The sequence below is a fragment of the candidate division KSB1 bacterium genome (assembly GCA_034505495.1).
Classification (GTDB): Bacteria; Zhuqueibacterota; Zhuqueibacteria; order Residuimicrobiales; family Krinioviventaceae; genus Fontimicrobium_A.
In genome coordinates this window covers 23,768-49,725 of sequence record JAPDQV010000008.1, presented here as the reverse complement: position 1 = coordinate 49,725, position 25,958 = coordinate 23,768, and the positions used below count along the sequence as shown (strand labels likewise).

General features: G+C 53.9%; 23 protein-coding genes. 20 read left to right on the top strand and 3 right to left on the bottom strand.

Going from position 1 to position 25,958, the window contains the following annotated elements:
- Positions 1–40 precede the first annotated feature (40 nt).
- The 19 genes from gatC to ONB24_05155 all read left to right on the top strand — a co-directional run bounded on the left by gatC (position 41) and on the right by ONB24_05155 (position 22,495).
- A complete protein-coding gene (gene gatC, locus ONB24_05245; protein MDZ7315512.1) occupies positions 41–328 on the top strand; it encodes an Asp-tRNA(Asn)/Glu-tRNA(Gln) amidotransferase subunit GatC in 288 nt (95 codons plus the stop codon).
- A complete protein-coding gene (gene kdsB, locus ONB24_05240; protein ID MDZ7315511.1) occupies positions 325–1,089 on the top strand; it encodes a 3-deoxy-manno-octulosonate cytidylyltransferase in 765 nt (254 codons plus the stop codon). The genes gatC and kdsB overlap by 4 nt, the downstream gene beginning before the upstream one ends.
- Positions 1,086–2,762, top strand: a complete 1,677-nt coding sequence (locus ONB24_05235) for a CTP synthase (GenBank protein ID MDZ7315510.1) — start codon at positions 1,086–1,088, stop codon at positions 2,760–2,762. The genes kdsB and ONB24_05235 overlap by 4 nt, the downstream gene beginning before the upstream one ends.
- Positions 2,734–3,576 carry a 3-deoxy-8-phosphooctulonate synthase gene (gene kdsA, locus ONB24_05230; protein MDZ7315509.1) on the top strand — a complete coding sequence of 281 codons (843 nt, stop codon included), beginning with the start codon at positions 2,734–2,736 and terminating at the stop codon, positions 3,574–3,576. Before ONB24_05235 ends, kdsA begins: the two co-directional genes overlap by 29 nt.
- A complete protein-coding gene (locus tag ONB24_05225) occupies positions 3,573–4,592 on the top strand; it encodes a KpsF/GutQ family sugar-phosphate isomerase (GenBank protein ID MDZ7315508.1) in 1,020 nt (339 codons plus the stop codon). Before kdsA ends, ONB24_05225 begins: the two co-directional genes overlap by 4 nt.
- The gene (lptC, locus tag ONB24_05220) at positions 4,589–5,203 is read left to right on the top strand and encodes an LPS export ABC transporter periplasmic protein LptC (protein MDZ7315507.1); all 615 of its coding nucleotides are present in this window, start codon (positions 4,589–4,591) and stop codon (positions 5,201–5,203) included. Before ONB24_05225 ends, lptC begins: the two co-directional genes overlap by 4 nt.
- The gene (locus tag ONB24_05215; GenBank protein ID MDZ7315506.1) at positions 5,200–6,405 is read left to right on the top strand and encodes a hypothetical protein; all 1,206 of its coding nucleotides are present in this window, start codon (positions 5,200–5,202) and stop codon (positions 6,403–6,405) included. Before lptC ends, ONB24_05215 begins: the two co-directional genes overlap by 4 nt.
- The gene (gene lptB / locus ONB24_05210; GenBank protein ID MDZ7315505.1) at positions 6,395–7,120 is read left to right on the top strand and encodes an LPS export ABC transporter ATP-binding protein; all 726 of its coding nucleotides are present in this window, start codon (positions 6,395–6,397) and stop codon (positions 7,118–7,120) included. The genes ONB24_05215 and lptB overlap by 11 nt, the downstream gene beginning before the upstream one ends.
- Positions 7,121–7,175: 55 nt before the next feature.
- Positions 7,176–8,624, top strand: a complete 1,449-nt coding sequence (rpoN, locus tag ONB24_05205) for an RNA polymerase factor sigma-54 (GenBank protein ID MDZ7315504.1) — start codon at positions 7,176–7,178, stop codon at positions 8,622–8,624.
- A 1-nt stretch (position 8,625) separates the two neighbouring features.
- The gene (gene hslV, locus ONB24_05200; GenBank protein MDZ7315503.1) at positions 8,626–9,168 is read left to right on the top strand and encodes an ATP-dependent protease subunit HslV; all 543 of its coding nucleotides are present in this window, start codon (positions 8,626–8,628) and stop codon (positions 9,166–9,168) included.
- Between the two features lie 39 nt (positions 9,169–9,207).
- The gene (hslU, locus tag ONB24_05195) at positions 9,208–10,563 is read left to right on the top strand and encodes an ATP-dependent protease ATPase subunit HslU (protein MDZ7315502.1); all 1,356 of its coding nucleotides are present in this window, start codon (positions 9,208–9,210) and stop codon (positions 10,561–10,563) included.
- 10 nt (positions 10,564–10,573) lie between these two features.
- Positions 10,574–11,488 (top strand): ornithine carbamoyltransferase, encoded by a 915-nt coding sequence (gene argF / locus ONB24_05190; GenBank protein MDZ7315501.1) that lies wholly within the window; start codon positions 10,574–10,576, stop codon positions 11,486–11,488.
- Positions 11,489–11,497: 9 nt separating this feature from the next.
- On the top strand, positions 11,498–12,478 hold the full coding sequence (locus ONB24_05185; protein ID MDZ7315500.1) for a GNAT family N-acetyltransferase: 981 nt from the start codon (positions 11,498–11,500) through the stop codon (positions 12,476–12,478).
- 36 nt (positions 12,479–12,514) lie between these two features.
- Positions 12,515–13,942 carry an arylsulfatase gene (locus tag ONB24_05180; GenBank protein ID MDZ7315499.1) on the top strand — a complete coding sequence of 476 codons (1,428 nt, stop codon included), beginning with the start codon at positions 12,515–12,517 and terminating at the stop codon, positions 13,940–13,942.
- A gap of 656 nt (positions 13,943–14,598) precedes the next feature.
- Positions 14,599–16,842, top strand: coding sequence for a CotH kinase family protein (locus ONB24_05175; protein MDZ7315498.1), 2,244 nt, complete (start codon positions 14,599–14,601; stop codon positions 16,840–16,842).
- A gap of 142 nt (positions 16,843–16,984) precedes the next feature.
- Positions 16,985–18,082: a DUF5009 domain-containing protein gene (locus ONB24_05170; GenBank protein MDZ7315497.1), complete on the top strand. Its 1,098-nt coding sequence runs from the start codon at positions 16,985–16,987 to the stop codon at positions 18,080–18,082.
- Between the two features lie 20 nt (positions 18,083–18,102).
- On the top strand, positions 18,103–19,893 hold the full coding sequence (locus ONB24_05165; protein MDZ7315496.1) for a Na+:solute symporter: 1,791 nt from the start codon (positions 18,103–18,105) through the stop codon (positions 19,891–19,893).
- Positions 19,894–20,051: 158 nt separating this feature from the next.
- Entirely contained in the window at positions 20,052–21,122 is a 1,071-nt protein-coding gene (locus ONB24_05160; GenBank protein ID MDZ7315495.1) for a GHMP kinase, read from the top strand.
- 17 nt (positions 21,123–21,139) lie between these two features.
- On the top strand, positions 21,140–22,495 hold the full coding sequence (locus ONB24_05155) for a Gfo/Idh/MocA family oxidoreductase (GenBank protein ID MDZ7315494.1): 1,356 nt from the start codon (positions 21,140–21,142) through the stop codon (positions 22,493–22,495).
- On the opposite strand, the gene ONB24_05150 is transcribed toward ONB24_05155, so the two are convergent.
- The gene (locus ONB24_05150; GenBank protein MDZ7315493.1) at positions 22,443–23,561 is read right to left on the bottom strand and encodes a glycosyltransferase family 4 protein; all 1,119 of its coding nucleotides are present in this window, start codon (positions 23,559–23,561) and stop codon (positions 22,443–22,445) included. The two genes, ONB24_05155 and ONB24_05150, sit on opposite strands and share 53 nt — an antisense overlap.
- Before the next feature lie 211 nt (positions 23,562–23,772).
- Here ONB24_05150 and ONB24_05145 point away from each other — a divergent pair, with 211 nt between their 5' ends.
- Positions 23,773–24,096 (top strand): hypothetical protein, encoded by a 324-nt coding sequence (locus ONB24_05145; GenBank protein ID MDZ7315492.1) that lies wholly within the window; start codon positions 23,773–23,775, stop codon positions 24,094–24,096.
- 37 nt (positions 24,097–24,133) lie between these two features.
- On the opposite strand, the gene ONB24_05140 is transcribed toward ONB24_05145, so the two are convergent.
- Entirely contained in the window at positions 24,134–24,328 is a 195-nt protein-coding gene (locus tag ONB24_05140) for a hypothetical protein (GenBank protein ID MDZ7315491.1), read from the bottom strand.
- An 11-nt stretch (positions 24,329–24,339) separates the two neighbouring features.
- Positions 24,340–25,947, bottom strand: coding sequence for a sodium:solute symporter family protein (locus ONB24_05135; protein ID MDZ7315490.1), 1,608 nt, complete (start codon positions 25,945–25,947; stop codon positions 24,340–24,342).
- Positions 25,948–25,958: the final 11 nt, after the last annotated feature.

Here is a 25,958-nt window from a genome sequence, read left to right as displayed (position 1 = left end):
TTTTATATTCATTGGACTTTGCATGCAAAAGGATCTGTCTATGTCGGTTACGATCGAGCAAGTAGAAAAAATTGCCTTACTGGCCAAGTTGTCCTTTAGTGAAGAAGAAAAGCGGGTGTTTGTGGATCAATTTAATCAGATCCTCTCTTATGTGGAAAAGCTGAATGAATTGGATACATCGCAAGTAGAGCCCACTTTTCACGTGTTGGAGCAGGTAAACGTACTGCGCGACGATCAAGTGAAGCCGTGGCTGACTCAGGAGGAAACGCTGGCTAACGCGCCGCGCGCACATCACGGGTTTTTCAGCGTACCCAAGGTGATTGGTTGAAAGCAGACAAGCGTATAGTTGTCATAATTCCGGCACGATGGGCGTCCACGCGCTTTCCGGGCAAGCCGCTGGCAAACATTGCCGGCAAGCCGATGATTCAGCGGGTGTATGAGCGGGTATCGCAGGCGCGGGACATCGATGAGGTGCTGGTGGCGACGGACGACGAGCGCATTGCGGGAGCCGTAGCGGCTTTCGGCGGGCGCGCCGTCCTGACTCCCTCTGACCTGCCTTCCGGTACGGACCGCACCGCTTTTGTCGCGCGGCAATTGCATGCCGATATTTTCATCAACGTCCAGGGAGACGAGCCTTTGATTGATCCGCGCGCAGTAGAGCTGACGGCGACCCTGCTGCTTGAAGATGAAACGGCCGATCTTGCCACGCTGGCCAGACGAGTTAAAAGCGCTGAAGATTTGGAAAATCCCAATAAAGTGCGCGTGGTTTTGGACCGTTTCGGCCATGCATTGTATTTCAGCCGCGCCGTGATCCCTTATCTGCGGGATGAAAAGGACGCTTCACGGCGGTTGGAACGCTTTCCCTATCTTGAACACATCGGCATTTACGGGTATCGACGCGAAGCGCTTTTCAAGTTGACGACCCTGCCGCCCTCGAGTCTCGAGGAAGCGGAGCGGCTCGAGCAGCTGCGCGCTTTGGAAAACGGCATGACCATTAAAGTGGGGATCTGCGACTTTGCCACCTGGGGTGTGGATACCCCTCAAGATGCGGTTGAAGTAGAGAAAATGATACGAGAGCGTTCATTATGACCGGCACAAAGAAAGCCAAATATATTTTCGTAACGGGCGGCGTGGTTTCGTCGCTGGGAAAAGGCATTGCGGCGGCATCGATCGGGCGGCTGCTTAAGGCGCGCGGTTTCGACGTGACGATCATGAAGCTCGATCCCTATCTCAACGTCGATCCGGGAACCATGAGTCCCTATCAGCACGGCGAAGTGTATGTCACCGACGACGGGGTGGAGACCGATTTGGACCTCGGCCACTATGAGCGCTTTATCCACACCGACATGACGCGCGACAACAACACGACCGCCGGCCAGGTTTACGAAACCGTGATCAAGCGCGAGCGGCGCGGCGATTTTCTCGGCAAAACGGTGCAGGTGATTCCGCATATTACCGACGAAATCAAGCGGCGCGTGCTCAAGGTGGGGCAGAGCGGCAAATACGACGTTGTCTTTGTCGAGGTCGGCGGCACGGTCGGCGATATCGAGGGGCTGCCGTTTTTAGAAGCCATCCGCCAATTCATTCTCGAACAGGGGCGAGAGAACGTCATGATCATACACCTGACGCTCGTTCCTTACCTGGCCAACTCGGGCGAAATGAAGACCAAGCCGACGCAGCACTCGGTCATGAAGCTGCGCGAAATCGGTCTGCAGCCGGACATGCTGCTTTGCCGTACCGATCGTCCCCTGGAAAACTCGGATCGCGACAAGATTGCCCTTTTCTGCTCCGTTTCGCCCGAAATGGTGATCGAGGCGCGCGATGCGGATACGATTTATGAGATTCCTCTTTCCTTCGAAAAGTTCGGGGTGGGCGACAAAGTGGCGGCCCGCTTGGGTCTGCCCAAACGCGAAGCCGATTTAACGGGTTGGAAGACCTTTGTCCGCAAGGTGCAAAATCCTTCCCATTTTGTCCGCATCGGTATCTGCGGAAAATATACGGAGCTGCGCGACAGCTACAAGTCGATCATCGAAGCCTTTGTGCATGCCGGCGTCGATAATGACGCCAAAGTCGAGCTTAAATGGCTCGATTCCGAGGTTTTGACGCGGGAGAATGCGGCCGAGTACTTGGACGACGTCGCCGGCCTGTTGGTGCCTGGCGGTTTCGGCGAGCGCGGCAGCGAGGGCAAGATTGCGGCAGTCGGCTATGCGCGCGAAAACAACCTGCCCTTTTTCGGCATCTGTTTGGGCCTGCAATGTGCCGTGATCGATTTTGCCAGGAACGTCTGCGGCCTTGCCGGCGCCAACAGCACCGAATTCAACAAGAATACACCGCATCCGGTGATCGATTTGATGGAGACGCAGATCGACGTCACGGAACTGGGCGGAACCATGCGGCTTGGCGCATACAAATGCAGGCTGGTGCGCGAAAGCCGCGCTTATAAAGCCTACGGCAAAACGTTGATCAGCGAACGCCATCGCCATCGCTACGAAGTCAATAATCAATACGTCGAGCTGTTCAAACGCCATGGAATGCTGATCGCCGGCATCAATCCCGACAATAATCTGGTCGAGGTCATCGAACTGCCGAATCATCCCTGGTTCGTTGGCGTGCAGTTCCATCCCGAATTGAAATCGCGGGTGTTGGATACGCATCCTCTCTTTCGTGATTTTGTGACGGCGGCTATTGCCTATCAAAATAAACGGATCGAATTGAACGGATTGGAGAACCATGATGAAGACGGTTCAAGTGGGAGATATTAAGATTGGTCCCGGTCAGCCCATTACACTGATCGCCGGTCCCTGCGTCATAGAGTCGGAAGAGCTGGTTTTGCGGACTGCCGAAGCGGTCAAAAAGCTTGCCGAGCGATACGGCATTCCCTATATTTTGAAATCCTCCTTTCTCAAAGACAATCGCTCTTCTTCGACCAGCTATCAGGGACCCGGATTAGAAGAGGGTCTGCGCATTCTGCAAAAAGCCAAGCAGGAGCTCGGCATTCCGGTGCTGTCCGACATTCACAACGAGCATCAGGCCAAGGCGGCGGCCGAGGTGCTGGATGTGCTGCAGATACCGGCGTATCTTTCCATGCAGACCAGTTTAACCGTCGCGGCGGCCCGCACCGGCCGAGTCATCAATGTTAAAAAAGGGCAGTTTCTTGACCCGCATGACATGAAGAACGTCATTCAAAAGATCGAGCATGAAGGGAACGAACGGATTCTGCTCACCGAGCGCGGCACTTTTTTCGGTTACCATAATCTGGTGGTCGATTTTCGCTCGCTGCCGATCATGCGGGGGCTGGGTTATCCGGTGGTCATCGATCCGACGCATGCCATCCGAGTTTACGGCATCTCGTCGAGCGATCCACGCGGCGGAAACCCGGAATTCGTTCCGGCCTTGACGCGCGCCGCCGTTGCCGCCGGATGCGAAGCGGTCTTTATCGAAACGCATCCCAACTGCTCGGAGGCCCTCTGCGACGCCGCCAGCATGTGGCCGCTGCAAAAGCTGGAAAAGCTGCTTATTCAGATCAAACGAATCGATGAATTGAGAAAAACGCTCGAGGTCGAAGCGCCGCTATGAGCATGCAGAAACCGATCAGCGGGCCGTTTCCGCCGCTTCAAAATAAGAATGTAATCATCGAATGCGCACGACGCGTCCTACGCATCGAAAGCGAGGCTGTGGCCGCCCTGATTCCCCGCATCGATGAAAGTTTCGAACGCGCCGTGCGAACCATTCTTAACTGCAAGGGTCGGGTGATTGTAACCGGCATCGGCAAGTCGGGGCTCATCGGCAAAAAGATCGCCGCCACATTCAGCAGCACCGGCACCCCGGCGTTCTTTCTTCACCCCGCCGATGCGGTTCACGGCGACGTCGGCATGGTTACGCCGGATGACGTTGTCATTTGTCTGTCCAAAAGCGGCAACACCGACGAGATCAGCGCATTGATTCCCATTCTCAAGCGCATCGGCGTACCGATCATTACCTTGACGGGAAATCTTCGCTCCTCATTGGCCACTCGCAGCGACATTGTCATCGACGTCGGCGTGGCCGGCGAGGCGTGCCCGAACGACCTGGCGCCGACTGCCAGCACGACTGCCATGCTGGCCATGGGCGACGCCCTGGCGGTGGCTTTGCTGGAGCAACGCGATTTCGATTCGGAGGACTTTGCCTTTCTGCATCCGGCCGGCTCTTTGGGACGTCGGCTGCAGAAAATCGACGATATCATGTTCACCGGCAGCTACCTGCCGGTGGTTTCCAAGGATGCCCGTATGACGGAAGTCATTTCCGAAATCACGCGCAAGCGGTTCGGCGGTACCTGCGTGGTCGATGAAAACGGCAAACTGGCGGGCATCATTACCGACGGGGATTTGCGGCGTTTGCTGCAGAAACCCTGCGATTTGACTTCCATGAAGGCTTTGGAGGTGATGAACCCCAATCCGAAAACTGCGCGGTGCGGATCAACGGCGCTGTCGGCGTTTCAGATTATGGAGCAGCACAATATCCTTCAGCTGATCATCGTGGATGATGAAAATCGACCGGTAGGCATGGTGCATCTGCACGATTTGCTGGAAGCCGGCATGGGGGCGTTTAAATGAAGCGCAAATGGGCGGCGTTGGCAGCGCTGCTTTGGTTGGCCTGCAGTTCGCACGACATCGAGCCGGACGTAGTGGTGCAGGGCGATCAACCCGATCAGGAGATTTGGAATTTCTCCGTCACGGCGACCGACCGCGGCAATCTGCAGGCGGTCATCCGCGCCGGTCACATGCGGCGCTACGCCAATCGCTCGCTGCTCATCTTTGATCAGGGCGTGCATATCGATTTTTACGATCAGGATGGAAAGCATGCCTCGGTTTTGACTGCGGACGGTGGTGAGCTGGACGACAATACAACCAACGTCAAAGCGATCGGCAATGTGGTCGTCAAGTCGGACAGCGGTTTCACTCTCTACACGGATGAGCTTTTTTTCAACAAAGAGAGGAACCGCATCTACTCGAATGTGACGGTGATGGTGACCACTGACAAGGGCGATACGCTGCGCGGCGTTGGTTTTGAATCCGATACGCAGATGAACGACTGGCATATACAAAAGCCGTTCGAGGGCATAATTCACAAGGGAGCGGACCTGCAGTTCAAATCGAAAAAACCTTCCCGCAAGGATTCGACCTTGGTTGCTCCCGACTCGGCAGCTGTGGAAAAGCGGGAATGAAGGGGCGAATTTACACCCTATTGCCGCTTATCGTTTTTGCCGTTGTCGTCAGTGCGGCCGATCAGAGAAAAAAAGCGTCCAAGCTGATCCTCGAGCATGCGGATGTTTTGGAAGGTCAACGGTTGGGCGATCGCGAGATTCGCCGCCTGAAGGGTAACGTAAAATTTCGCCAGGATTCCGCAATACTGACCTGCGATGAGGCCGTGCAGTATCTGTCCGAAGGCCGAACGGTGCTTACCGGCAGCGTGCGGTTCGTCGATTCCAGTCGAACGTTGTCCGGAGATCAGGTGACCTATGAGGAAGCGACGCGCGTCACGTGCATCGAAGGCAACGCGGAGCTGAGCGACGCTTCCCACCGTTTGCGTGCGCTGCGTATCTGCTACGATGATTTGACGGAAAAGGCATCCGCAGAGGGTGCCGCAGTTCTTTCGAATGAAAAGGAGCGGACCACGATCGTCGGAACGCGCATCGAGTACGATCGTCGCAGCGGTTACGCCAGGGTCATCGGCAAACCGCAGATGACGCGAGTCGACAGCACCGACGGCGGCGAGCTGATCATCCGCGGCGTGTTCTTTGAGATGTTTGAAGACGGAGATCGGATCGTCGTGTCGGACAGCGTACTTGTACTGCGGGGAGACCTGGAAGCCCGCTGTGATACGCTAATTTATCTGCGTAAGGAGAATGCCGTCAGGCTCGCGCATTTGCCGCGCGTCAAGCAGGATCGGCAGCGCCTCACCGGCTCGGCTGTGACGCTCCATCTGCGTGACGCCCAGGTGACCGCCATCGAGATCGTCGGTAACGCCTTAGCTGCGGCGCCGGTCGATTCTCTGGTTCCAGTGCGCACGCCTTTTGACCTGCTCAGCGGCGAACAGATGATGGTGCATCTTTCCGATGAGCAGATCGATTCGGTGCGGATCACCGGCCGCGCCACCAGCTATTATCATGTCATTGAAGACGGCGTCGAAAAAGGCTTGAACAAAGTATTGGGCGACACGCTGTTCATTGCCTTCAAGGATCGTAAAATCGACAGGGTGCGCGTCGCAAGTTCGCCTGCCGCCTCGAAAGGAGAATTTTCTCCGCCGAAAATCCTGGCCAAGCCGGAAATAGAGCTGCAGGCGCTGATTAGCAGGTTGGGAATGGAGGCTGCAGAGAATAAACGCAAAAAGGAAGCCGTTATATCGGATGAAGGATCTGGTTCTTAGAAGCGAAGGGTTGGTCAAGGTTTACGGCAAGCGCCGCGTGGTCAACAACGTCAGCGTGCAGATCCGGCAGGGCGAAACGGTGGGCTTGTTGGGCCCAAACGGAGCAGGCAAAACCACGACGTTTTATATGATCGTGGGTATGATTCGCCCCGAGAGCGGCCGCATTTTTTTCGGCGATGAGGATATAACGCGTCTTCCGATGTACAAACGCGCACGCAAAGGCCTTGCCTATTTGGCACAGGAAGCGTCGGTCTTTCGCTTTTTGACCGTTGAAGAGAACCTGCTGGCGATTTTGGAAACGTTGCCGTTGACGCGCCGACAACAGCGGGAAAAGGCCTACGCCTTGATGGATGACCTCGGCATCACGCGGCTGGCAAAAAACAAGGCAATAACGCTTTCCGGCGGTGAGCGGCGACGCCTGGAAATTTGCCGAGCTCTGGCGACGGATCCCAAATTCATCCTTTTGGATGAGCCGTTTGCAGGCGTTGATCCGATCGCCGTGGAGGATATTCAACGGATCGTTGCCGGGCTGCGGGAACGCGGCATCGGCGTGTTGATTACGGATCATAATGTGCACGAAACCTTGTCCATAACCGATCGTGCGTACCTGCTTTACGAGGGGACTGTGCTTAAAGAGGGACGGGCGTACGATCTCGCGCACGACCCGGAAGCGCGAAGATTGTACTTGGGAGAAAGTTTTCGCTTGGATCGTTAGGAACAGCAGCAAAAGGGAGCGTCATGAAAAATAGTGCGGTTCGGGAGCAACGATCATGGTAAGATTGGGACAACAACTTCGGATGGAACTGCGGCAATCGCCGCAACAGGTCTTGTTGTCGTCGCTTCTGCAGCTGCCGATCATGAGTCTCGAGCAGCGTATCCAGATGGAGCTGGAAATGAATCCTCTCCTGGAAATTGACCAGGAACAGGAGATGGATTTGGAGATGGAGCAGGAACCGGAAATCGAGCTCAAACTCGAAGATGAAAAGGATGAGGAAGCGCTCGACGAGCAGGAAATTGGTGAAATCGAGCTCGAAAAAGAAAAGGAAGAGATCGATTGGGAGACCATTCTGCACGACGATTCGGATTACGAAGTGCATTTGCCGCGTGAAAAGGGTGAGGAGGAAGAGAATGCCAATGTTCCTGTTTACCAGGAGAGCCTGACCGATCATCTGCTCACGCAGCTGCACGTCTCCGAGCTGAATCCGCACGAACAGCTTATCGGCGAGTATATCATTTGGAATTTGGACAGCTCCGGGTATCTTACCATGGATGTGGAGACGATCGCCGAGAATTTGGAAGAGGACGTCGACCTGGTGGAACATGTGCTCAGCGTGATTCAGGAATTCGATCCGCCCGGCATTGCCGCGCGCAACCTGCAGGAATGCCTGCTGATTCAGCTGCATCAGCAAAAGCCGCGCAACGAGCTTGCCGTCCGCATGATCCGCGACTATTTCGATGATTTTAAGAACAAGCGCTTCGAAAAACTGGCCAAAAATCTGGAAATCGACATCGAAGAGGTCAAGGAAATTTATGAAGCCGTCACCAAACTGAATCCCAAACCGGGTGAAGGCTATGCGACCAACACGAACGATTACATCGTACCGGACTTGGAAGTGCGGCGCGAGGGCGACGAGTTCAAGATCATCATGCAGGATTTCAACATACCGCCGCTGCGCATCAACAACGAATATAAAAAGATGCTGCTCGACCGAAAACACACCAGCAAAGAGGCGCGCGACTTTATACGTCAGCGGCTCGAGTCGGCGCGGTGGCTCATCAATTCGATTCATCAGCGCCGGGCGACCATTCTCCGAACCATGGAGGCGATCGTCAACCGACAAAGGGATTTTTTCGAAAAAGGTCCGGAGCACCTTAAGCCGATGATCCTCAAGGACATTGCCGACGACATCGGCATGGATATTTCCACCATCAGCCGCGTCACAAACGGCAAATATGTGCAGACCGAGTACGGCATCTTTGAGCTCAAGCACTTTTTCAGTGAAAAATACACTACGGAAGACGGCGAAGATGTTTCCAACAAGATCATCAAGAATCTCATCAAAGAGATCGTGGAAAATGAGCCGCCGCAAAAGCCGTACAACGATCTCAAAATCTCCCAGATTCTGAAGCAGAAAGGTTATAACGTGGCGCGGCGGACCATCGCCAAGTATCGGGAGCAGATGAATATTCCGGTTGCGCGCCTCAGACGGAGGATTTGACATGACCGGCGGCAGAATTATCCACGCCACGACCGTTCTTGCCCTGCGTCACAAAGGCAAAGCCGTGATTGCAGGCGACGGTCAGGTGACCTACGGCGACACTATTCTGAAAGCCCACGCGCGCAAGGTGCGCAAGCTATACAACGGCAAGGTCTTGGCCGGATTTGCCGGCGCAGCCGCCGACGCCTTTACGCTTTTCGAAAGATTTGAGGAAAAGCTTGATCAATTCAACGGCAATCTGAGCCGAGCTGCGGTCGAGTTGGCCAAGGACTGGCGCACCGACCGCTATCTGCGTCGTTTGGAAGCTCAGTTGGCGGTGCTGAACGAAAAGAACATTTTTCTCATCTCCGGAACCGGCGATGTGATCGAGCCGGATGACGATTTGGTCGCCATCGGCTCAGGCGGCGACTTTGCCCTGATAGCTGCCCGCGCCTTGATGAAGCACTCGCAGCTCGACGCCGTGGGCATTGCCCGCGAAGCGATGCTGCTGACGGCGCAGATGTGCATTTTTACCAACGATCAAATCATTATCGAAGAACTCTAGGAATCCCTCGGCTCTTCTCTACGACGAAAAGGAATAGGCATGAGCATGGTTCCCGAGGATATTGTCAGGGAATTGGATAAATACATTATCGGGCAGGATGCGGCCAAGAAATCGGTTGCCATAGCCCTGCGCAACCGTTGGCGGCGACAGCAGGTGCCGTCCGAGTTGCGCGAAGAAATAATGCCCAACAACATCATTCTCATCGGGCCGACGGGAGTCGGTAAAACCGAAATCGCGCGACGTTTGGCCAAACTCGACCGCTCGCCTTTTATCAAAGTAGAGGCGAGCAAGTTTACCGAAGTCGGCTATGTCGGTCGCGACGTCGAGTCGATCATCCGCGATCTGGTCGATCAGTCAGTGAACATGGTGCGATCGGAATATATCGAGGCGGTGAAGGACAAGGCGCGCGAGCTGGCCAAAGAGCAGTTGTTGGACATTCTGCTGCCGAAACGGCGGCACCGTCGGGCGATGAACGAAGAGGAACGTCGGCGCCAAGCCGAGTGGGAGGAAAAGCGGCGACGCAATCGCGAGAAAATTCGCCGGCAGCTGGAAGAGGGCAAGTTGGACAACCGCATGATCGAGCTGGAGGTTTCGGTCGAGGTTTCGCCGGTCATGCAGGTGATTTCGCCGATCGGCGTCGAGGAAATGGGGGTGAATTTTCAGGATATTTTCGGACCGATCGGGCCGCCGCGCAAAAAGCGACGCCGCATGACCATTGCCGAGGCGCTGAACGTTCTGCAACAAGAGGAAACGCAAAAGCTCATCGACATGGATGAGGTGGTCAGCGAGGCCATCCGCCGCGTCGAAGAAACCGGCATCGTATTTCTCGACGAAATCGACAAGATTGTCGGGGACGGCGGCGGCAGCGGACCCGACGTATCCCGCGAGGGCGTGCAGCGCGACCTCCTGCCGGTCATCGAAGGAACCAACGTGGTCACCAAATACGGCATGGTGCGTACCGACCATATTTTGTTCATTGCCTCGGGTGCCTTTCACATCGCCAAACCCTCTGATCTGATTCCCGAGCTGCAGGGTCGTTTTCCCATCCGTGTCGAACTCAAGAGCCTGACGGCGGAAGATTTCGAGCGCATCTTGACCGAACCGGAGAACGCGTTGATCAAACAGTACTCGGCGCTCATCGAGACTGAAGGAGCCAAGATCACCTTTACCAAAGGAGCGGTGCGCGAAATCGCCCGTATCGCCTATGAGGTCAACATGCAGACCGAAAACATCGGCGCACGACGCCTTCACACGGTGATGAGCCTGCTGCTCGAGGACTATCTCTATCGTCTGCCGTGCGAAGAGCTCAAGACGATCAAGATCACCGAAAAGGTCGTACGCGAAAAGCTCCAGGGGATCATCGAAGACGAAGATTTGAGTCAATACATTCTGTAGCGGAGGAGCCGTGAAGAGAGATTTTCTGCAGATTGTCGATTTTTCACGTGAAGAAATTTTTACCCTCTTTAAGCTGTGCGCCGATCTCAAAGCCAAGACCAAAGCAAGACAGGAGCACCATCTGCTGAAAGGCAAGACGCTTGCAATGCTGTTTCAAAAGCCGTCGACCAGAACCAGAGTCTCTTTCGAAGTCGGCATGGTTCAGCTCGGCGGCCATGCCCTTTACCTAAGCCCTCAGGAAGTCGGGTTGGGTCAGCGCGAGTCGGTGGCCGACGTGGCGAGGGTATTGTCGCGTTATGTCGACGGCATCATGGCGCGCGTTTTTGGCCACGACATTGTGGAAGGGCTGGCGCGCCATGCATCGGTACCGGTGATCAACGGGCTGAGCGATCTGACGCACCCTTGTCAAGTAATGGGCGATATTTTTACAGCGGCGGAACACAAAGGACGCTATGAAAATCTAAAGGTGGCGTTCATCGGCGACGGCAACAACGTGGCCAACTCGTGGATCAATCTGGCGGCGCGGCTGCAGCTCGATCTGCGCATCGGTTGTCCGGAAGGTTATGAACCGAACGGCGACATTCTGCGTCGGGCGCAGGATGCCGGTCTCAGCTCCATCCGCGTGCTGCACGACCCGATTGAAGCGGTAAAGGATGCCGATGTGGTCTATACGGATGTTTGGGCGAGCATGGGACAGGAAGAAGAAGCCGAGCAGCGCCGACGCATCTTTCGCCCGTATCAAGTCAATGCCGAATTGCTGGTGCATGCGGCGGACGACTGCCTGTTCATGCATTGTCTGCCCGCTCACCGCGGCGAGGAGGTTACCGATGAGGTCATCGACGGACCTCACTCCATCGTCTTTGACGAAGCGGAGAACCGGCTGCATATCCAAAAGGCGATTCTGGTACATTTGATGGCAAATTGAGAGGCATCCGTGTCGATCGAAGTCGTTCCTTTTGCAGAGCATTTGACGCCGCAGTGGGAAGAGTTTGTCTGGTCGGCCAATAACGGTACCCTGTTCCATACGCGGCGTTTTCTTTCTTATCACCCTGCCGATCGTTTTGTCGACGCTTCGTTGTTGTTTTACAAAAAAGGCCGCCTGTTGGCTGTCATGCCTGCCGTCGCCTGGCCCGAACAGGGAGGACGCGTACTCATTTCCCACCGCGGCGCCTCGTACGGCGGTTTTGTCGTTCGCGATACGCTGTCGATCGAAGAGGCGTTTGCGCTGGTTCATGCGTTCGTCGATTACGGACGTCGTCAGGGTTACGCGGCGCTCGATGTGACCCCTCCGCCGCAAATCTATCTCCGACGTCCCAGCAACTATATCGATTTTGCATTGATCAAGAACGGCTTTATCTACCGCAAGCGGGAGATCTCGAGCGTCATTCCGCTCGATTTTTCGACCGACGAGATTCTGTCGACGTTCAGCGAGATGTCGCGGCGCGCCGTGCGGCGCGGCAAAAAGCTGGGCGTAACGGTGCGCGAGACCGAGGCGCCCGACGATTATACCCGCTTTTACGATATTCTCAAAAAGAATCTGCGCCTTCGCCACGGCGTCAATCCCACACACACTTTGCCGGAATTGATGCGCCTCAAGGAGCTTTATCCGGAACGGATCAAACTGTTTGCAGCTTTTCTGCCCGATGGAACAATGGTCGCCGGCGTCGTCATGTTTGTGTGCAATCCGCGCGTGGTTCTCGCCTTTTACATCTCTCATGACGATGACTATCAGCAGTACCGCGGCGTGAATTGTCTGTTTCACGATATTGTAGATTGGGGCATCCGCAGCGGCTACGGCTTTTTGGATTTCGGCATTTTTACGGTCAACGAGGATCCCAATTGGGGACTGGCGCGCTTTAAAGAAAGTTTTGGCGCTCAGGGCGTTTTCCGCGACAGTCTGCGGCTGATTCTTTGACCGGTTTGGTTCCCAAAACCGAAAGGAGATGCAGTTATGGCAGAGCTAAACCGACGTGAGTTTATCAAACGAGCCGCATCGGCGGGTGCGGCTTTTTCTTTTCTGCAATGCGGAAGGGAGAGTCGGAAGCCGAATTTTATCTTGATTTTGGCGGATGATTTGGGATACGGCGATCTCGGAACCTATGGTCAGGAAAAAATCAAGACGCCGGTCCTCGATCGAATGGCTTCTCAAGGCGTCCGTTTTACGCAGTTCTATGCCGGCAGCACGGTCTGTGCTCCTTCGCGCAGCGCGTTGATGACCGGTCAGCATACGGGGCATACTCGAGTGCGCGGCAATGCTCTGGTACCCTTGGAGCCGCAGGATATGACTATCGCTGAAATTCTGCATCAAGCCGGCTATACAACGGCGCTGATCGGCAAATGGGGACTGGGCGAAGAGGGCTCTACCGGTGAGCCGCGCAAAAAAGGCTTTGATTACTTTTTCGGCTACCTCAACCAAGTACACGCTCATAACTATTTTCCGCATTATATTTGGCGAAATGAAGAAAAGATACCCCTGCGCAACAAAGTGGTGTTCGAACAGGAGGGGTATGCCAAAGGCGTAGGCTCTGCGGCAGTCGAGCGGCTCGATTACGTTCCCGATCTGATGATCGAGGAAGCGGAAAAATTCATTGCGGACCACGCCGAAGAGCCGTTCTTTCTTTTCTTCTCCACCACCATTCCGCATGCCAACAATGAATATTATCTCAGCGGCGCCGAGCACGGCATGGAAATCCCAGATTATGGTATTTATGCCGACTATGATTGGCCGGAGGCACAAAAAGCGCATGCGGCGATGATTTCACTGCTGGATCAGCATGTCGGCCGTATTGTGGAAAAGGTTAGGCAGCTGGGCATCGAGCAGGATACCTTCATCTTTTTCAGCAGCGACAACGGCCCGCATCGCGAGGGAGGGTTTTCACCTGAATTCAGTCGCAGCAGCGGCGGTCTGCGCGGCATCAAACGCGACTTGTATGAAGGCGGCATCCGCGTGCCGATGATCGCTTACGCACCGAGGCGCATCGCAGGCGGTAGAACAATCGAAACCCCGTTTGCTTTATGGGACATTCTGCCGACCTTAACCGATCTGGCCGGAATTGCGGCGCCATCGGGGATTGACGGTATTTCGTTTGCGACCGCTCTTTTGGGAAATGAAAAAGCGCAACGGCATCATGATTTTCTCTATTGGGAATTTCATGAAGGCCTCGCATCGCAACAGGCCGTTCGATGGGGAAAGTGGAAGGGCATTCGTCATGATCCGAACGGTGCTGTGGAATTATACGACTTGTCCATCGATTCAGGAGAATCCCGCAACGTTGCCGCAGAACATCCCGATGTGGTTCAGGCTATCGTCGATATGATGCAGCGGGCACGTACGGAAAGCAAGGAGTGGCCGTTGCGGACCGCGATAAAGCAAGGTTAAAAATGGGTCGAAAGTCAAAGGTCGAAGGCCGAAAAAAAGAGCCAATAAGCAGAAATACATTTGAATGAATTCATTTATCTATCAAGCCTCTCTCTTTTATAATTGGATTGCAGGAGGCTGGGCACTTTTTCTTCAAGAATCAAAATCGGTGTTGACTTTTGATCGGGGGGATTGAGCCTTATCCTTTTAAACAGTGCGGTTTGGAGATTGACTGGTGAAAAGGATTATGAAAAGATCGGCATTTAACGGTTGACCTGAATCAGCACTGTGTTTGTTAACAGAAGGATTGTTCAAGCATCGGCCGCGGTCTTGACATAAAAAGCTCCGACGATTAGACTTTCCGATTCGGCCTAGTAAAATTATGATTGACTTGCCTGCACAAGCGCGCACCAATCCAATATTTTTCAACCGCAAAAACCTCTATCGAAAAGTCGACAATAAAAAAGTCGCCGAAAAGCAGTTAAATCACGGCGGCGGATGTTTGCTGCATCGTTCAATTGGAATCGAATTTTTTCAAAAGCATAGCTGATTTCGACCGTTTTTTTTCTGAAGGCATCTTTTAGAGTCAAGCTCATTCAACAAGAGATTGATTAAGGCGGAACTTTTATCCGATTCCGAACAATAATTTAATGGAAATTCATAAATCGGAGAATGAGATGAAAAATTTTCGTCGCTTTGTGCAGGGCTTGTTTGTTTTGTGTTGGAGTTCGCTCCATGCGCAAACGATTCAGGTTTTGGTTCCGGCAAGCGCGGAAAAGTGGGTTTCGGTTCCCAAAAGCGATATAGGATTGACGTGGCGCAGCAAGCTGAGCTATGACCAGACGGGATGGCGGCGCTGCAGCGGCAGTCCGGGCGGCGTCGGGTATGAGACCGGCAGCGGTTACGAGCAGTGGATCAGCTTGGACACGCGTCAGGACATGCATCAGAGCGGCACTTCGCCCAATACCAGTTGTTATATTCGTCTTAAATTCACTTTGACTGAAGAAAAACTGACCAGGCTCGGAACCATCAATCTGAACGTCTGGTACGACGACGGCTTTGTCGTTTTTTTAAACGGTGAAAAGGCGGCGGAAGCAAATGCACCTGCATCATTGACATGGAATGCGGCGGCATCCGGAGATCACGAAGCTACAGGTCCCGAGACGTTTAACATTTCAAGTTTTAAGAATTCCTTGCGGGCAGGGGAAAATCTGCTGGCCATACATGCTTTGAACAACAGTATTTCCAGTTCGGATTTTATTTTCAATGTGGAATTAGTTTCCACGGAGAATCCCTTTACTGATTTTACCGTTTCTATTTTGCCGTTGGTGTATATCGATACCGGCGGCAGATGGATTCCGGATGAGCCGAAAATACCGGCACGCATGGGAATCATCTATCACGGCGTCGGCAGTCTGCACAAACTGGATGAGCCTTTTAACGACTATAACGGCCTCATCGGCATCGAAACGCGCGGCTCGAGCTCTCAGTCATGGTCGAAAAAACAGTATGCCGTCGAAACCTGGAGCGCTGTAAACGTCGACACGGCCGTCTCTTTGATGGGGCTGCCCAAAGAGACCGATTGGATTCTCAATGCTCCCTTTATTGATCGTTCATTTATGCGCAATGTTCTGGCTTATGACTTTTATCGGCGCATGGGATGGTATGCCAGTCGCACGCGATTTTGCGAGCTGTTTCTCAATGGAGAATACAAAGGCGTCTACATTCTAATGGAAAAGATCAAGCGCGACAAATGGCGAGTCAACATCTCAAAGGCAGATTCCACAGCTGTTTCGGGCGATGCCCTAACCGGCGGCTACATCTTTAAAATCGATAAAGAGGACGGCGCGCAGCGCGACGGTTTTTTCTCCAAGTACCGACCGGTAAACGGCGCCAACCGACGCGTTTATTATCAATACCACTACCCTTCCTCTGAGAAAATCACGACAGCTCAAAAGGCCTATCTGCGCAGCTACGTCAATACTTTCGAAGACATGATGTACGGCAGCAAATATAATGATCCGCAAACAGGCTATCCGAAATGGATCAATGTCGATTCGTTCGTCGACTTTTTTATTATCTCCGAAGTCAGCAAAAACGTCGACTGCTATCGCTTGTCTACTTTTATGTACAAAGATCGCGACAGCAAAGATCCGCGCTTGTATATGGGGCCGATTTGGGATTACAATCTTGCTTTCGGCCTGGCCAATTACTATGACGGCGAAGACACGGACGGCTGGATGCTCGAAGAGCTGCTGCGGAATACCGGAGAAGACTTTCCGGTACCTTTTTGGTGGCAAAAGCTGTTTCAGGACCCCAAGTTCAATCACCGCATCAAGCAGCGTTGGTACGAACTGCGTTCGAGCGTTTATGACGTGGCGCGGATTCATGCTTATATCGATGCCGTCGCCGACACGCTGAACGAGGCGCAGGCGCGAAACTTTGCCGTCTGGCCCGGTCCGGGAAAGCCGGGAGAAGGCTTTTGGCCGATGCCGAACATCTTTTATACATTTCGCACCTATCGGGATGAGACGAATTATCTCAAGTACTGGATCGAGCGGCGCATTCGCTGGATGGATGAAAATGTGCTCAAGCTTTCCGAGACTCTCGGAAGAAGCGACTTGGTGTTGCCGCAGGATTTTACGCTGTTACCCGCTTTTCCCAATCCATTCAATCCCTCTGTCAATATAGTTTACGAGCTGAAGCGGACGGCAAACGTGTTTCTCGGCATTTACAACACCCGCGGAGAGTGCATCCGCGTGCTGCGGCAGGGTGAACAATCGGGCGGTCGACATCAAGTGCAATGGGACGGCCTTACCGAAGTAGGATCTCCGGCTGCAAGCGGCGTTTATTATGCCCGCATGTTTGTAGGCCAAAGCCGAGAATTTTCACAATCCGTAAAGCTCCTTCTCCTACGTTAAGCAATCCTCGGGCGGTCGAAAGTTGTAATCGGCCGCCTTTTACTTTGCGGCAACAATTTGTTGTTTCTCGGTAAAATCTTTCTATCTTTGACAAACTGGTTTGCTTTGCCGCCTCTCAATTTTATTGCGAAAGGGAAGAGGTATGAAATCTCAGCGGTTGCTTTCCTTGGATCTGTTCCGCGGTCTCACTATGTTTTTGCTTGTTGCCGAAGGGACGGGGCTGTACGAGGCGCTGCACGAGGCCGTTCCGAAAGGCGCGTTTGCCGCCGGGATTGTGCAGCAATTCTTTCATCACCCCTGGAACGGTCTGCGGTTTTGGGATCTCATCCAGCCGTTTTTCATGTTCATCGTCGGTGTGGCTATGGTCTTTTCTTTAGAACGACGATGGGCTCAAGGACAAAGTCGTGCTGAAACGACTCGACACATTATTACCCGATGCATTACCCTTTTTTTCCTCGGCGTGATGCTTCATTGCGGCTATAATCGCCGACTCGTTTGGGAGCTGTGGAACGTGCTGACGCAGCTTTCTTTTACGATTCTCGTTGCCTACCTAATCTATCATTTGCCGGCGCGCACGCAGCTTATCATTTCCTTGGGCATGCTCGGTCTTTCCGAATTTCTCTACCGAATCTTTTGGGTACCCGGATTCGATCAGCCATTTACGCCGGATCACAATTTCGGCTCCTATATGGACCTGGTGCTGATGGGCAAGTTGAACCATGATCATTGGATTGCGATTAACGCTCTGCCGACGGCAGCGCACACGATTTGGGGTGTTCTGGCAGGGAAGCTGTTGCGCAGCAACAGATCAGCAAGAAAAAAACTGCAGCCGCTGATCGTCTTTGGAGTCGTCAGCCTCTTGGTCGGGTATGGTCTTGACGTTGCCGGAATTACGCCGATCATCAAGCGCACCGCAACTACTTCGTTCGTTTTTGCTTCCGGCGGATGGTGTCTCCTTACGCTCGCGCTCTTTTATTGGCTCGTTGACGTGCGGGGGTTCAAGCGCGGCGTGCTGTTTTTTGCCGTGGTCGGCATGAACTCTATTTTCATCTATCTCTTTTCGCAAACCGTCGGCAGCCAGTGGTTTAACGGTTTTGTCGCCATTTTTAGCGGCGGCCTTTTCGGCTTTATCGGATTATCAGAACCGACGATAGCCGTCTTCAATGCTCTGGCGGCGTTGGCGGTGGAGTGGTATTTGTGCTGGTGGCTGTATAAACGGCAGATCTTTTTCAAAATCTGATCTTGATGAGGGACTGATACATGCTGCTCGGGACATTGGATTGGGCTATTGTCGCGCTTTTCTTTGCCGCAATTTTGGTCATTGGACTGCTGGCTTCACGAAAAGCCGGCAGCAGCTCCACCGAATTCTTTTTATCGGGACGCAACATGCCGTGGTGGTTGCTCGGCGTGTCCATGGTTGCCACAACATTCTCCACCGACACGCCCAACCTGGTGACCGATCTGGTGCGAACCCATGGCGTCTGCGGCAATTGGCTGTGGTGGGCTTTTCTATTGACCGGCATGCTGACCGTTTTCGTCTACGCCAAGCTTTGGCGGCGCTCGAAAGTCATGACCGACATCGAGTTCTATGAAATCCGTTACAGCGGCAAGTCGGCGGCTTTCCTGCGCGGCTTTCGCTCGCTCTATCTCGGCGTGTTTTTCAACGTCATGATCATGGCTACGGTCTCCCTGGCGGCAATCAAAATCGGCGGCGCGCTGCTGAATCTTACACCTTTTCAGACGATAGCAGTCGCCCTGCTGATTACCGGCGTCTACACCATACTCGGCGGTCTGCGCTCGGTGCTGATGACGGATTTTTTTCTTTTCAGTTTTGCCATGTTCGGCGCGATCATGGCGGCCGTCGTAGCCGTCGGCTTGCCGGAGGTAAACGGCCTGGCCAATCTTTTTTCTCATCCCCGCGTGGTCGCCAATATGCATTTGCTGCCTGATTTTAACGATTCGACGCAATTGCTTTCCGTGCTGATCATCCCGCTCGCGGTGCAGTGGTGGAGCGTTTGGTATCCCGGCGCCGAACCGGGCGGCGGCGGCTATTTGGTGCAGCGCATGCTCTCCGCCAAGGATGAAAAAAATGCCATGGGCGCCACGCTTCTTTTCAATATTGCCCATTACGCTTTGCGGCCTTGGCCCTGGATTATCGTTGCCTTGGCTTCTCTAATTGTTTTCCCGGACTTGATGGCATTGGCGCAGCGCTTTCCGCATATCAATGCGGCGATCATCAAGAACGATCTGGCTTATCCGGCCATGCTGACCTTCCTGCCGCGCGGACTGCTCGGTATTGTCGTCGCTTCTTTGCTTGCCGCCTACATGTCCACCATGGCCTCGCATCTCAATTGGGGATCATCCTACATCGTCAACGATTTCTATAAGCGTTTTGTCAAACCGGCAGCATCAGAGAAGGAACTGGTGACTGTCGGTCGAATCGCTACCCTTTTGCTGATGCTGCTCGCCGGCGCCGTCGCGCTGCTGTTGTCGAATGCTCTGCAGGCGTTTCATATTTTGCTGCAGATCGGAGCCGGAACCGGACTCATTTACATCCTGCGGTGGTTCTGGTGGCGAATAAATGCCTTTACCGAAATTACCGGCATGATCGTCTCCTTTTTAGTGGCTCTTTACCTGGAAATCATTCACGTCCGGCTCGGTTTTGCGCCGCTGCCTTCGCACATCAACCTGATCATCGGCGTAGGGATTACCACAGCCGCCTGGCTCCTGGTGACGCTGCTCACCCCGCCCGCGGCGCAGGACAAACTGCGCAGCTTTTACACGCTGGTGCGTCCCGGCGGCATCGGGTGGGATGCCTTTTTGCGGAAGCTGGAGAAGGAGGGCAATCCGGTGCCGCAGAAAGCCACACCGGGCGATCTGCCGCTCGGTCTGCTCTGCATGATTGCCGGGTGTTTCGCCGTTTACGGCGCCGTATTCGGTACGGGCTACTTGCTCTATGGAAAATTCGCTGCTGCGCTCCTTTCCCTGGCTGTCTCGTTGGTCGCCGCCGTCTTTCTCGTTCGTACCTGGGGAAAACTGGAGATGAAATAAAGGCATTGTGCAGGATGAATTAACGGATCACCCGACTTGAAAAAGGCGTGAAATCGGCATATCGGCTGCGGCTTGAATGACCAGAATGCAGGCGGAAAAATGGTTGCAATGGCAAAAATGTTTGCCTCGCGACATGTTTTGATTTTAAGGATAAAGAAATGGCAAAGACGGTAACCGTCTCGGCGCCGGGGCGCATTTGTCTGTTCGGCGAACATCAGGACTATTTGGGACTCGCGGTGATCACCGCAGCGATCGATCTGCGCATCCGCATCCGCGGCCGATCGACGTCGGATAGGAAAATCCGCCTGCATCTTCCCGACCTGAACGAATACGCATGTTTTGATCTCATCTATCCCTTTCATTATACTGAAGAGCGGGATTATTTTAAAAGCACCCTGAACATTCTCCAGCGTGAGGGTGCCGAGTTGCCTTTCGGCGTCGAGGCGCTGGTACGGGGCAGAATTCCGATCAACTCGGGCACCTCCAGTTCTTCGGCGCTGGTCGTTGCATGGACTGCTTTTCTTTTGGCGATGATGCGCGATCCCCGCGCGGGCGATCCGTTGACCATAGCCCGACTTGCTCATCGTGCCGAAGTGGTCGAATTTCGCGAGCCCGGCGGTCAGATGGATCACTTTGCCTCTGCATTCGGCGGTCTACTGTTCATCGATTTCGGCAGCGAAACTCCACCGCAGCGGCTGCCTGCAAAACTGGGAGCGTTTGTGCTCGGCGACTCCCGTGAGCCCAAGGACACCAAAGGCATTTTAGCTCGCGTCAAAGGCGGGGTAATGGATGCGCTGCGTATTTTGGGAAAAAGCGCCGGCCAAGTGACTCTGGAGGATGTTGAGCGCAACGCGGCACGGCTTTCAACGGAACAGCAGCAGCTTTTGCGGGCTCAGATCGTCGATCGCGAGTTGACTCTGGAGGCCTATCGTCTTCTTTCGACGCCGGAAGTCGATCATCGCCGCTTTGGAGAAATGCTGACGGCGCATCATGAGCAGCTGCGCGATGGTCTGCGCATTTCGACGCCGAAAATCGATCGCATGCTTGACGCTGCACGAAAGGCGGGCGCTTACGGCGGCAAAATCAACGGCTCGGGCGGAGGCGGCTGCATGTTCGCTTATGCGCCGGAAAATACGCCAAAAGTCGCCGAAGCAGTGGCCGAACAGGGTGGACGGGCGTACATTGTCCGCATTGCCGAAGGTGTTCGAATCGAAGAAATGGTAGAGTAAAGACGAGGAGAAGAGTCATGGAGCATCGATACGAATTGCTCGATCGTCGCAATTTTCTGCGCTTCGGCGCCGCCGGTTTGGGAGTAGCGGCGGCTGCCTCACTCATACCTTCCGGCATCGCCTTGGCCGGAAAACCCAAGTTTTTTACTGCGCCGCCGCTGCCCAAGGTGCGCATCGGCTTTGTCGGTGTGGGCGGCATGGGCACGGCGCATGTACTCAACCTGGTGCGCATTCGCGGGGCGGAAATTCGCGCCGTCTGCGATCTTTTTCCTGAACGCGTCGAAAGAGCACAGCGGATTGTGGAAAGCGCAGGCTTTCCCAAACCGGACGGCTACAGCGACGGAGAGTGGGATTTCAAGAACCTTTGCGCTCGGGACGACATCGATTTGGTCTATACCGCCACTCCTTGGGAGTGGCATGTCCCCGTCTGTCTCGAAGCCATGAAAAACGGCAAGCATGCTGCTACTGAAGTGCCGGCTGCCGTCACCCTGAAGGAGTGCCGGCAATTAGTCGAGGCTTCGGAAAAAAATCAACGCTACTGCATCATGATGGAAAACTGCTGCTACGATCGCGAAGAAATGATGATTCTTAACATGGTGCGCCAAGGTGTACTCGGCGAGCTGCTGCATGCGGAATGCGGTTATCTGCACGATCTCCGCGCTCTTAAATTCGATTTCGAAAGCAAGGGCGAAGCTTTATGGCGGACGGCTCACTCCATCAAACGCAACGGCAACTTGTACCCGACGCACGGCCTGGGGCCGGTTGCGCAATGCATGAACATCAACCGCGGGGACCAATTCGATTATTTGGTTTCGGTCAGCTGCCTGTCGCGCGGCCTGAATTTGTACGCGGCCAAGAAATTCGGACCGGATTCAGAGTGGGCTAAGAAAAGCTACGCCCTCGGCGATGTCAATACTTCGATCATAAAAACCAAGTTGGGCCGCACCATCATCGTCATTCATGATACCTCGACGCCGCGGCCTTACAGCCGCATCAATATGGTGCAGGGGACAAGGGGCATCGTGCAAAAGTGGCCGAACCGCATCTATATCGAAGACATCATCCCGCTCGATGAATGTGAAGATCTGGAAAAATATTATCCTCAATACGAGCACCCGCTTTGGAGCGCAAAAGCGGAAGAGGCGCGGGGCGCCGGTCACGGCGGCATGGATTACATCGAGGATTACCGTTTGATTCAGTGTCTGCTGAAAGGCGAGCCGCCGGATATGGATGTGTACGACGCGGCAGCATGGAGCGCCGTTGCTCCGCTTTCCGAGCTTTCGGTGGCAAACGGCAGCCGGCCGGTTGAATTTCCCGACTTTACGCGCGGCGCATGGAAGGAACGTCCGCCGCTCGGCATCGTCCAAGGGTGACGGCGCTGCAGGCTGTCACCAGGACCTCCTGATACAGCTGTTCTGTGCGTCGGATGACGGCCGCCGGATCGAAATCCTGCAGAACGCTTTGCTGCAGCAGGATCCTCTCTTCGGCGAGCTTGTCGAGTTTGGATAACGCTTCGCGCAGGCGCAGCAGGAGCGTGCGCGGCGTCGGTTTGGTGCCGGATACGTCGACGAAATTGCTGTCTTTCAATATGGGATAATTTGCACAAGTAATCAAAGGCCCAAGGTGTTTCCGATTGATCGACAGCACCGGCAGGCCGGAAGCCAAGCCCTTCATTGCCGCTCGGCCGACCCCCATGACCAAAGAGCCCTCCAGGATCATCTGCGGCTCCGGCTGAAAGCCGTGAAGCCTGACGAAAAGGCGGCCGAGGCGGCGGTTCAACTCTTCGGCTGTCTTTTTGAGAAGCGATAACCCTTTGCCGTCGCCGAAAATTTCGAACGTAAGCTGCGGATGATCGACGAGCAATGCGGGCATGACGTCGCGAATGATGATTGCCAACAGCTTGCCGTGCCTGCGGTCGATGCGGCTGATGTACAGAATTCGATCTTTGCAAAAGGTGCCCTGCCGGTTGCTGTTTAGCCCATTGGGAATATAGACCGACTTTTCGGCAAGACAGGAAAAGCGGGTCGCCCGCTTCAGCACCTGTTTGCTGACAAAAATAACCCGCTGCGGCAGCCGCCGGAAAAACCAATTTCCCAAGTCGTGGCGCGTGCGGCCGTGTACGGTTGCGACTACAGGAATATGCGTCAGCATACCGGCCAATCCTGCCAACCGAATCGCCAGCCGTTGATGCGCATGAATCAAATCTATCTTTTGGGTACGAAGGAATCGGCAGAAGAAGAAGAGTCGCCAAAGCAGCGTCCAGTCGGATAGAGGCAGGTCCACAAACTGAACGACTGAATTCAGATGCGATACTTGCCTGCCGCGTTGACCGGCAACCCAAACGTGGTGTCCCGCCTGCGCCAAACCGTTGGCCAGATCGCAGACATGATTTTCCGCGCCGCCGAAATCAAAGCGCTTGACGAGGAGAAGAATACGCACGAGTTTACAGCCTTTTAGTAAAAATCGATTGAACGTTTCCTTTCAGGCCATTATAGGTATAGCTGCGGCCAATTGCAACAAGGAAAATCTGCAAGAAAAACGTTGATTTTAGCCGTCAAGTCTTTAAATTACTGCAAAGTTGAGAAGAAACGGCGTGACAGGATTTGCCGCCGCCCATGTTTTTAGCCTCAACCAGTGAAGAGGAGGTTCTATGGAGTACACCTATGAGCAGCTTCACAAGATGAAGGTAACGGAACTGCGCGAGATCGCTGCCAAGCTTGACCATCCGGAGCTGCAGGGATATACCCAGTTGAACAAAGAGCATTTGTTGCCGAAATTGTGTCATGTTTTGGGTATCGAAGCGCACGCGCATCACGTTGCGGTCGGGTTGGATAAAACAGCCATCAAGCGTGAAATTCGCTTGGCAAAGCAGATGCGCGATGAAGCGCTGCGCGAGAAGGACAAGGAAAAGTTGGCCAAGGCCAGAAAAAAAATTCACGAGTTGAAAGGCAAGTTGCGCCGGGCCATCCGATAAAGCCAAAGGGGCAACCTGAATCGGTTGCCCTTTTGCATCAGAGCGTCTCTTCAATGCGTTTCTCTTCCCGTTCCCACCGTTTTTCTTCTTCAAGAATTTTGGCGTCTTCCTCGCTCTCTTTGTTCCAATTGAGAGCCCCGTAAACAACGCATAAAAGCGTACTGAGAATCACCAGAACCCAAACCAGCGAAATCCAAAAATCTCCTAATCCCAACATAATGATCCCTTTCATAACTCGATGGATTATTTGATTTGATCAAAGCAGGTGCGCACATGCGCTTCCGGCATCGGCTTGCCGAAAAGCTGTCCTATGAATGTTGCCAGGGTAGAAAGCGGCAGAGAGATGAACAGCGGATCGACGACCGCCCATTTGCTGCCCATGGCCAGCGAATCGACGCCGAACAGCGCCTTGCACAAAAGCAGCGGTTGTGAAACTTTGGTATGAACAAAGAACAGCCAAAAAAAGCTGCTCAAGAAACCTACCCAGAAACATGCCAATGCGGCAGCCCGCTTGATTTTGCGGCTGTAAAGAGCACCGACAAACATCGGGAGAAATGCAGCGGCGCACAAGCCGAAGAAAATAGTGGTGCCGCGGGCAATAATGGCTGTGCCGCCTTCAAAAAAGAGAGGCAGTCCCCAGGCCAAAAACAGACTGAGCAGGATACAAATTAAAATTCCGGTTTTGTTGATGATAAGCGTGTTGCCCTTGCCGTTGGCCCATTTTTCGTAAACGTCGCGACCGATGGCGGTGCCCATGACATGAAACTGCGAGCTTAGTGTGGACATGGCGGCAGAGAGCAGCGTCACCATGAATAGAGCCGTAAACCATTGCGGCATTGCGTGACTAATGTACAAAGGGATGATATTGTCCACCGCCTTTTCGGCTGCAAGAAAAGAAACTTTGCCGAAAGCGGGATGCTCGTAGAAATAGACGTTGGTCAATGCGCCGACGACAAAAGCGACGCCGGTCATCATCAAAATAAAGACACCGCCGACCAGCACGGCACGATTAAGCTCACGATTGGATTTGACGGTCATGAAACGTACGACCAGCTGCGGCTGAGCCAGGACGCCGATGCCGACCCCCATGATCAGCGAAGAAACGAGCGTCCACCAATATTCCGATCCGAAAGTCGGAAAGGAGGTCCAGCCGGTATGCCCTTTGGCGCCGAAAAGCTTGATTGCCTCCGGAGCCAGCGCCGTCAGTTTCTGATTTGCCGTCACCAGGCCGCCGAGCTTGCTGTAGGTCAAGACCAAAAGGAAAAACATGCCGAGAAACATCAGGGTTCCTTGAAAAGCATCAGTATACATGACGCCTTTTAATCCTCCCATCACCACATAAACGGCGATGATGACCGTGAAGAAAAAGAGCGCGATATTATAGTCGACCTGCAGGACTTGGGCAATGAACTGTGCGCCGCCCATCAATACGACCGCCGCATAGAGAGGCATGCCGATAAAAATGAGCAGCCCGGCCATACCCTGCAGGGATTTGGATTGGAAGCGCAGGCCAAGGAATTCTGGAAATGTATGGGCGTTAAGATTGAGACCCATGATGCGCGTCCGTTTGCCGAAAAAGACAAACGCGACGAAAATTCCCATAAAAATATTAAGAAAGGTCAAGTAGAGCAATCCCATGCCGTAAACGGCTGCCGCGCCGCCGAATCCGACGATGGCCGATGTGCTGATAAAGGTTGCGCCGTACGACAGCGCCATCACATAAGGGTGAATCGAGCGGCCGGCAACCATGTAATCCGCCGCGTTTTGCGTCCGGCGATAACCAATATAAGCCAGATAACCAACGATGAAAAGATAGATGATGACGATGGTCGATAAGAGAATCAAGTTCATGATAACCCTCC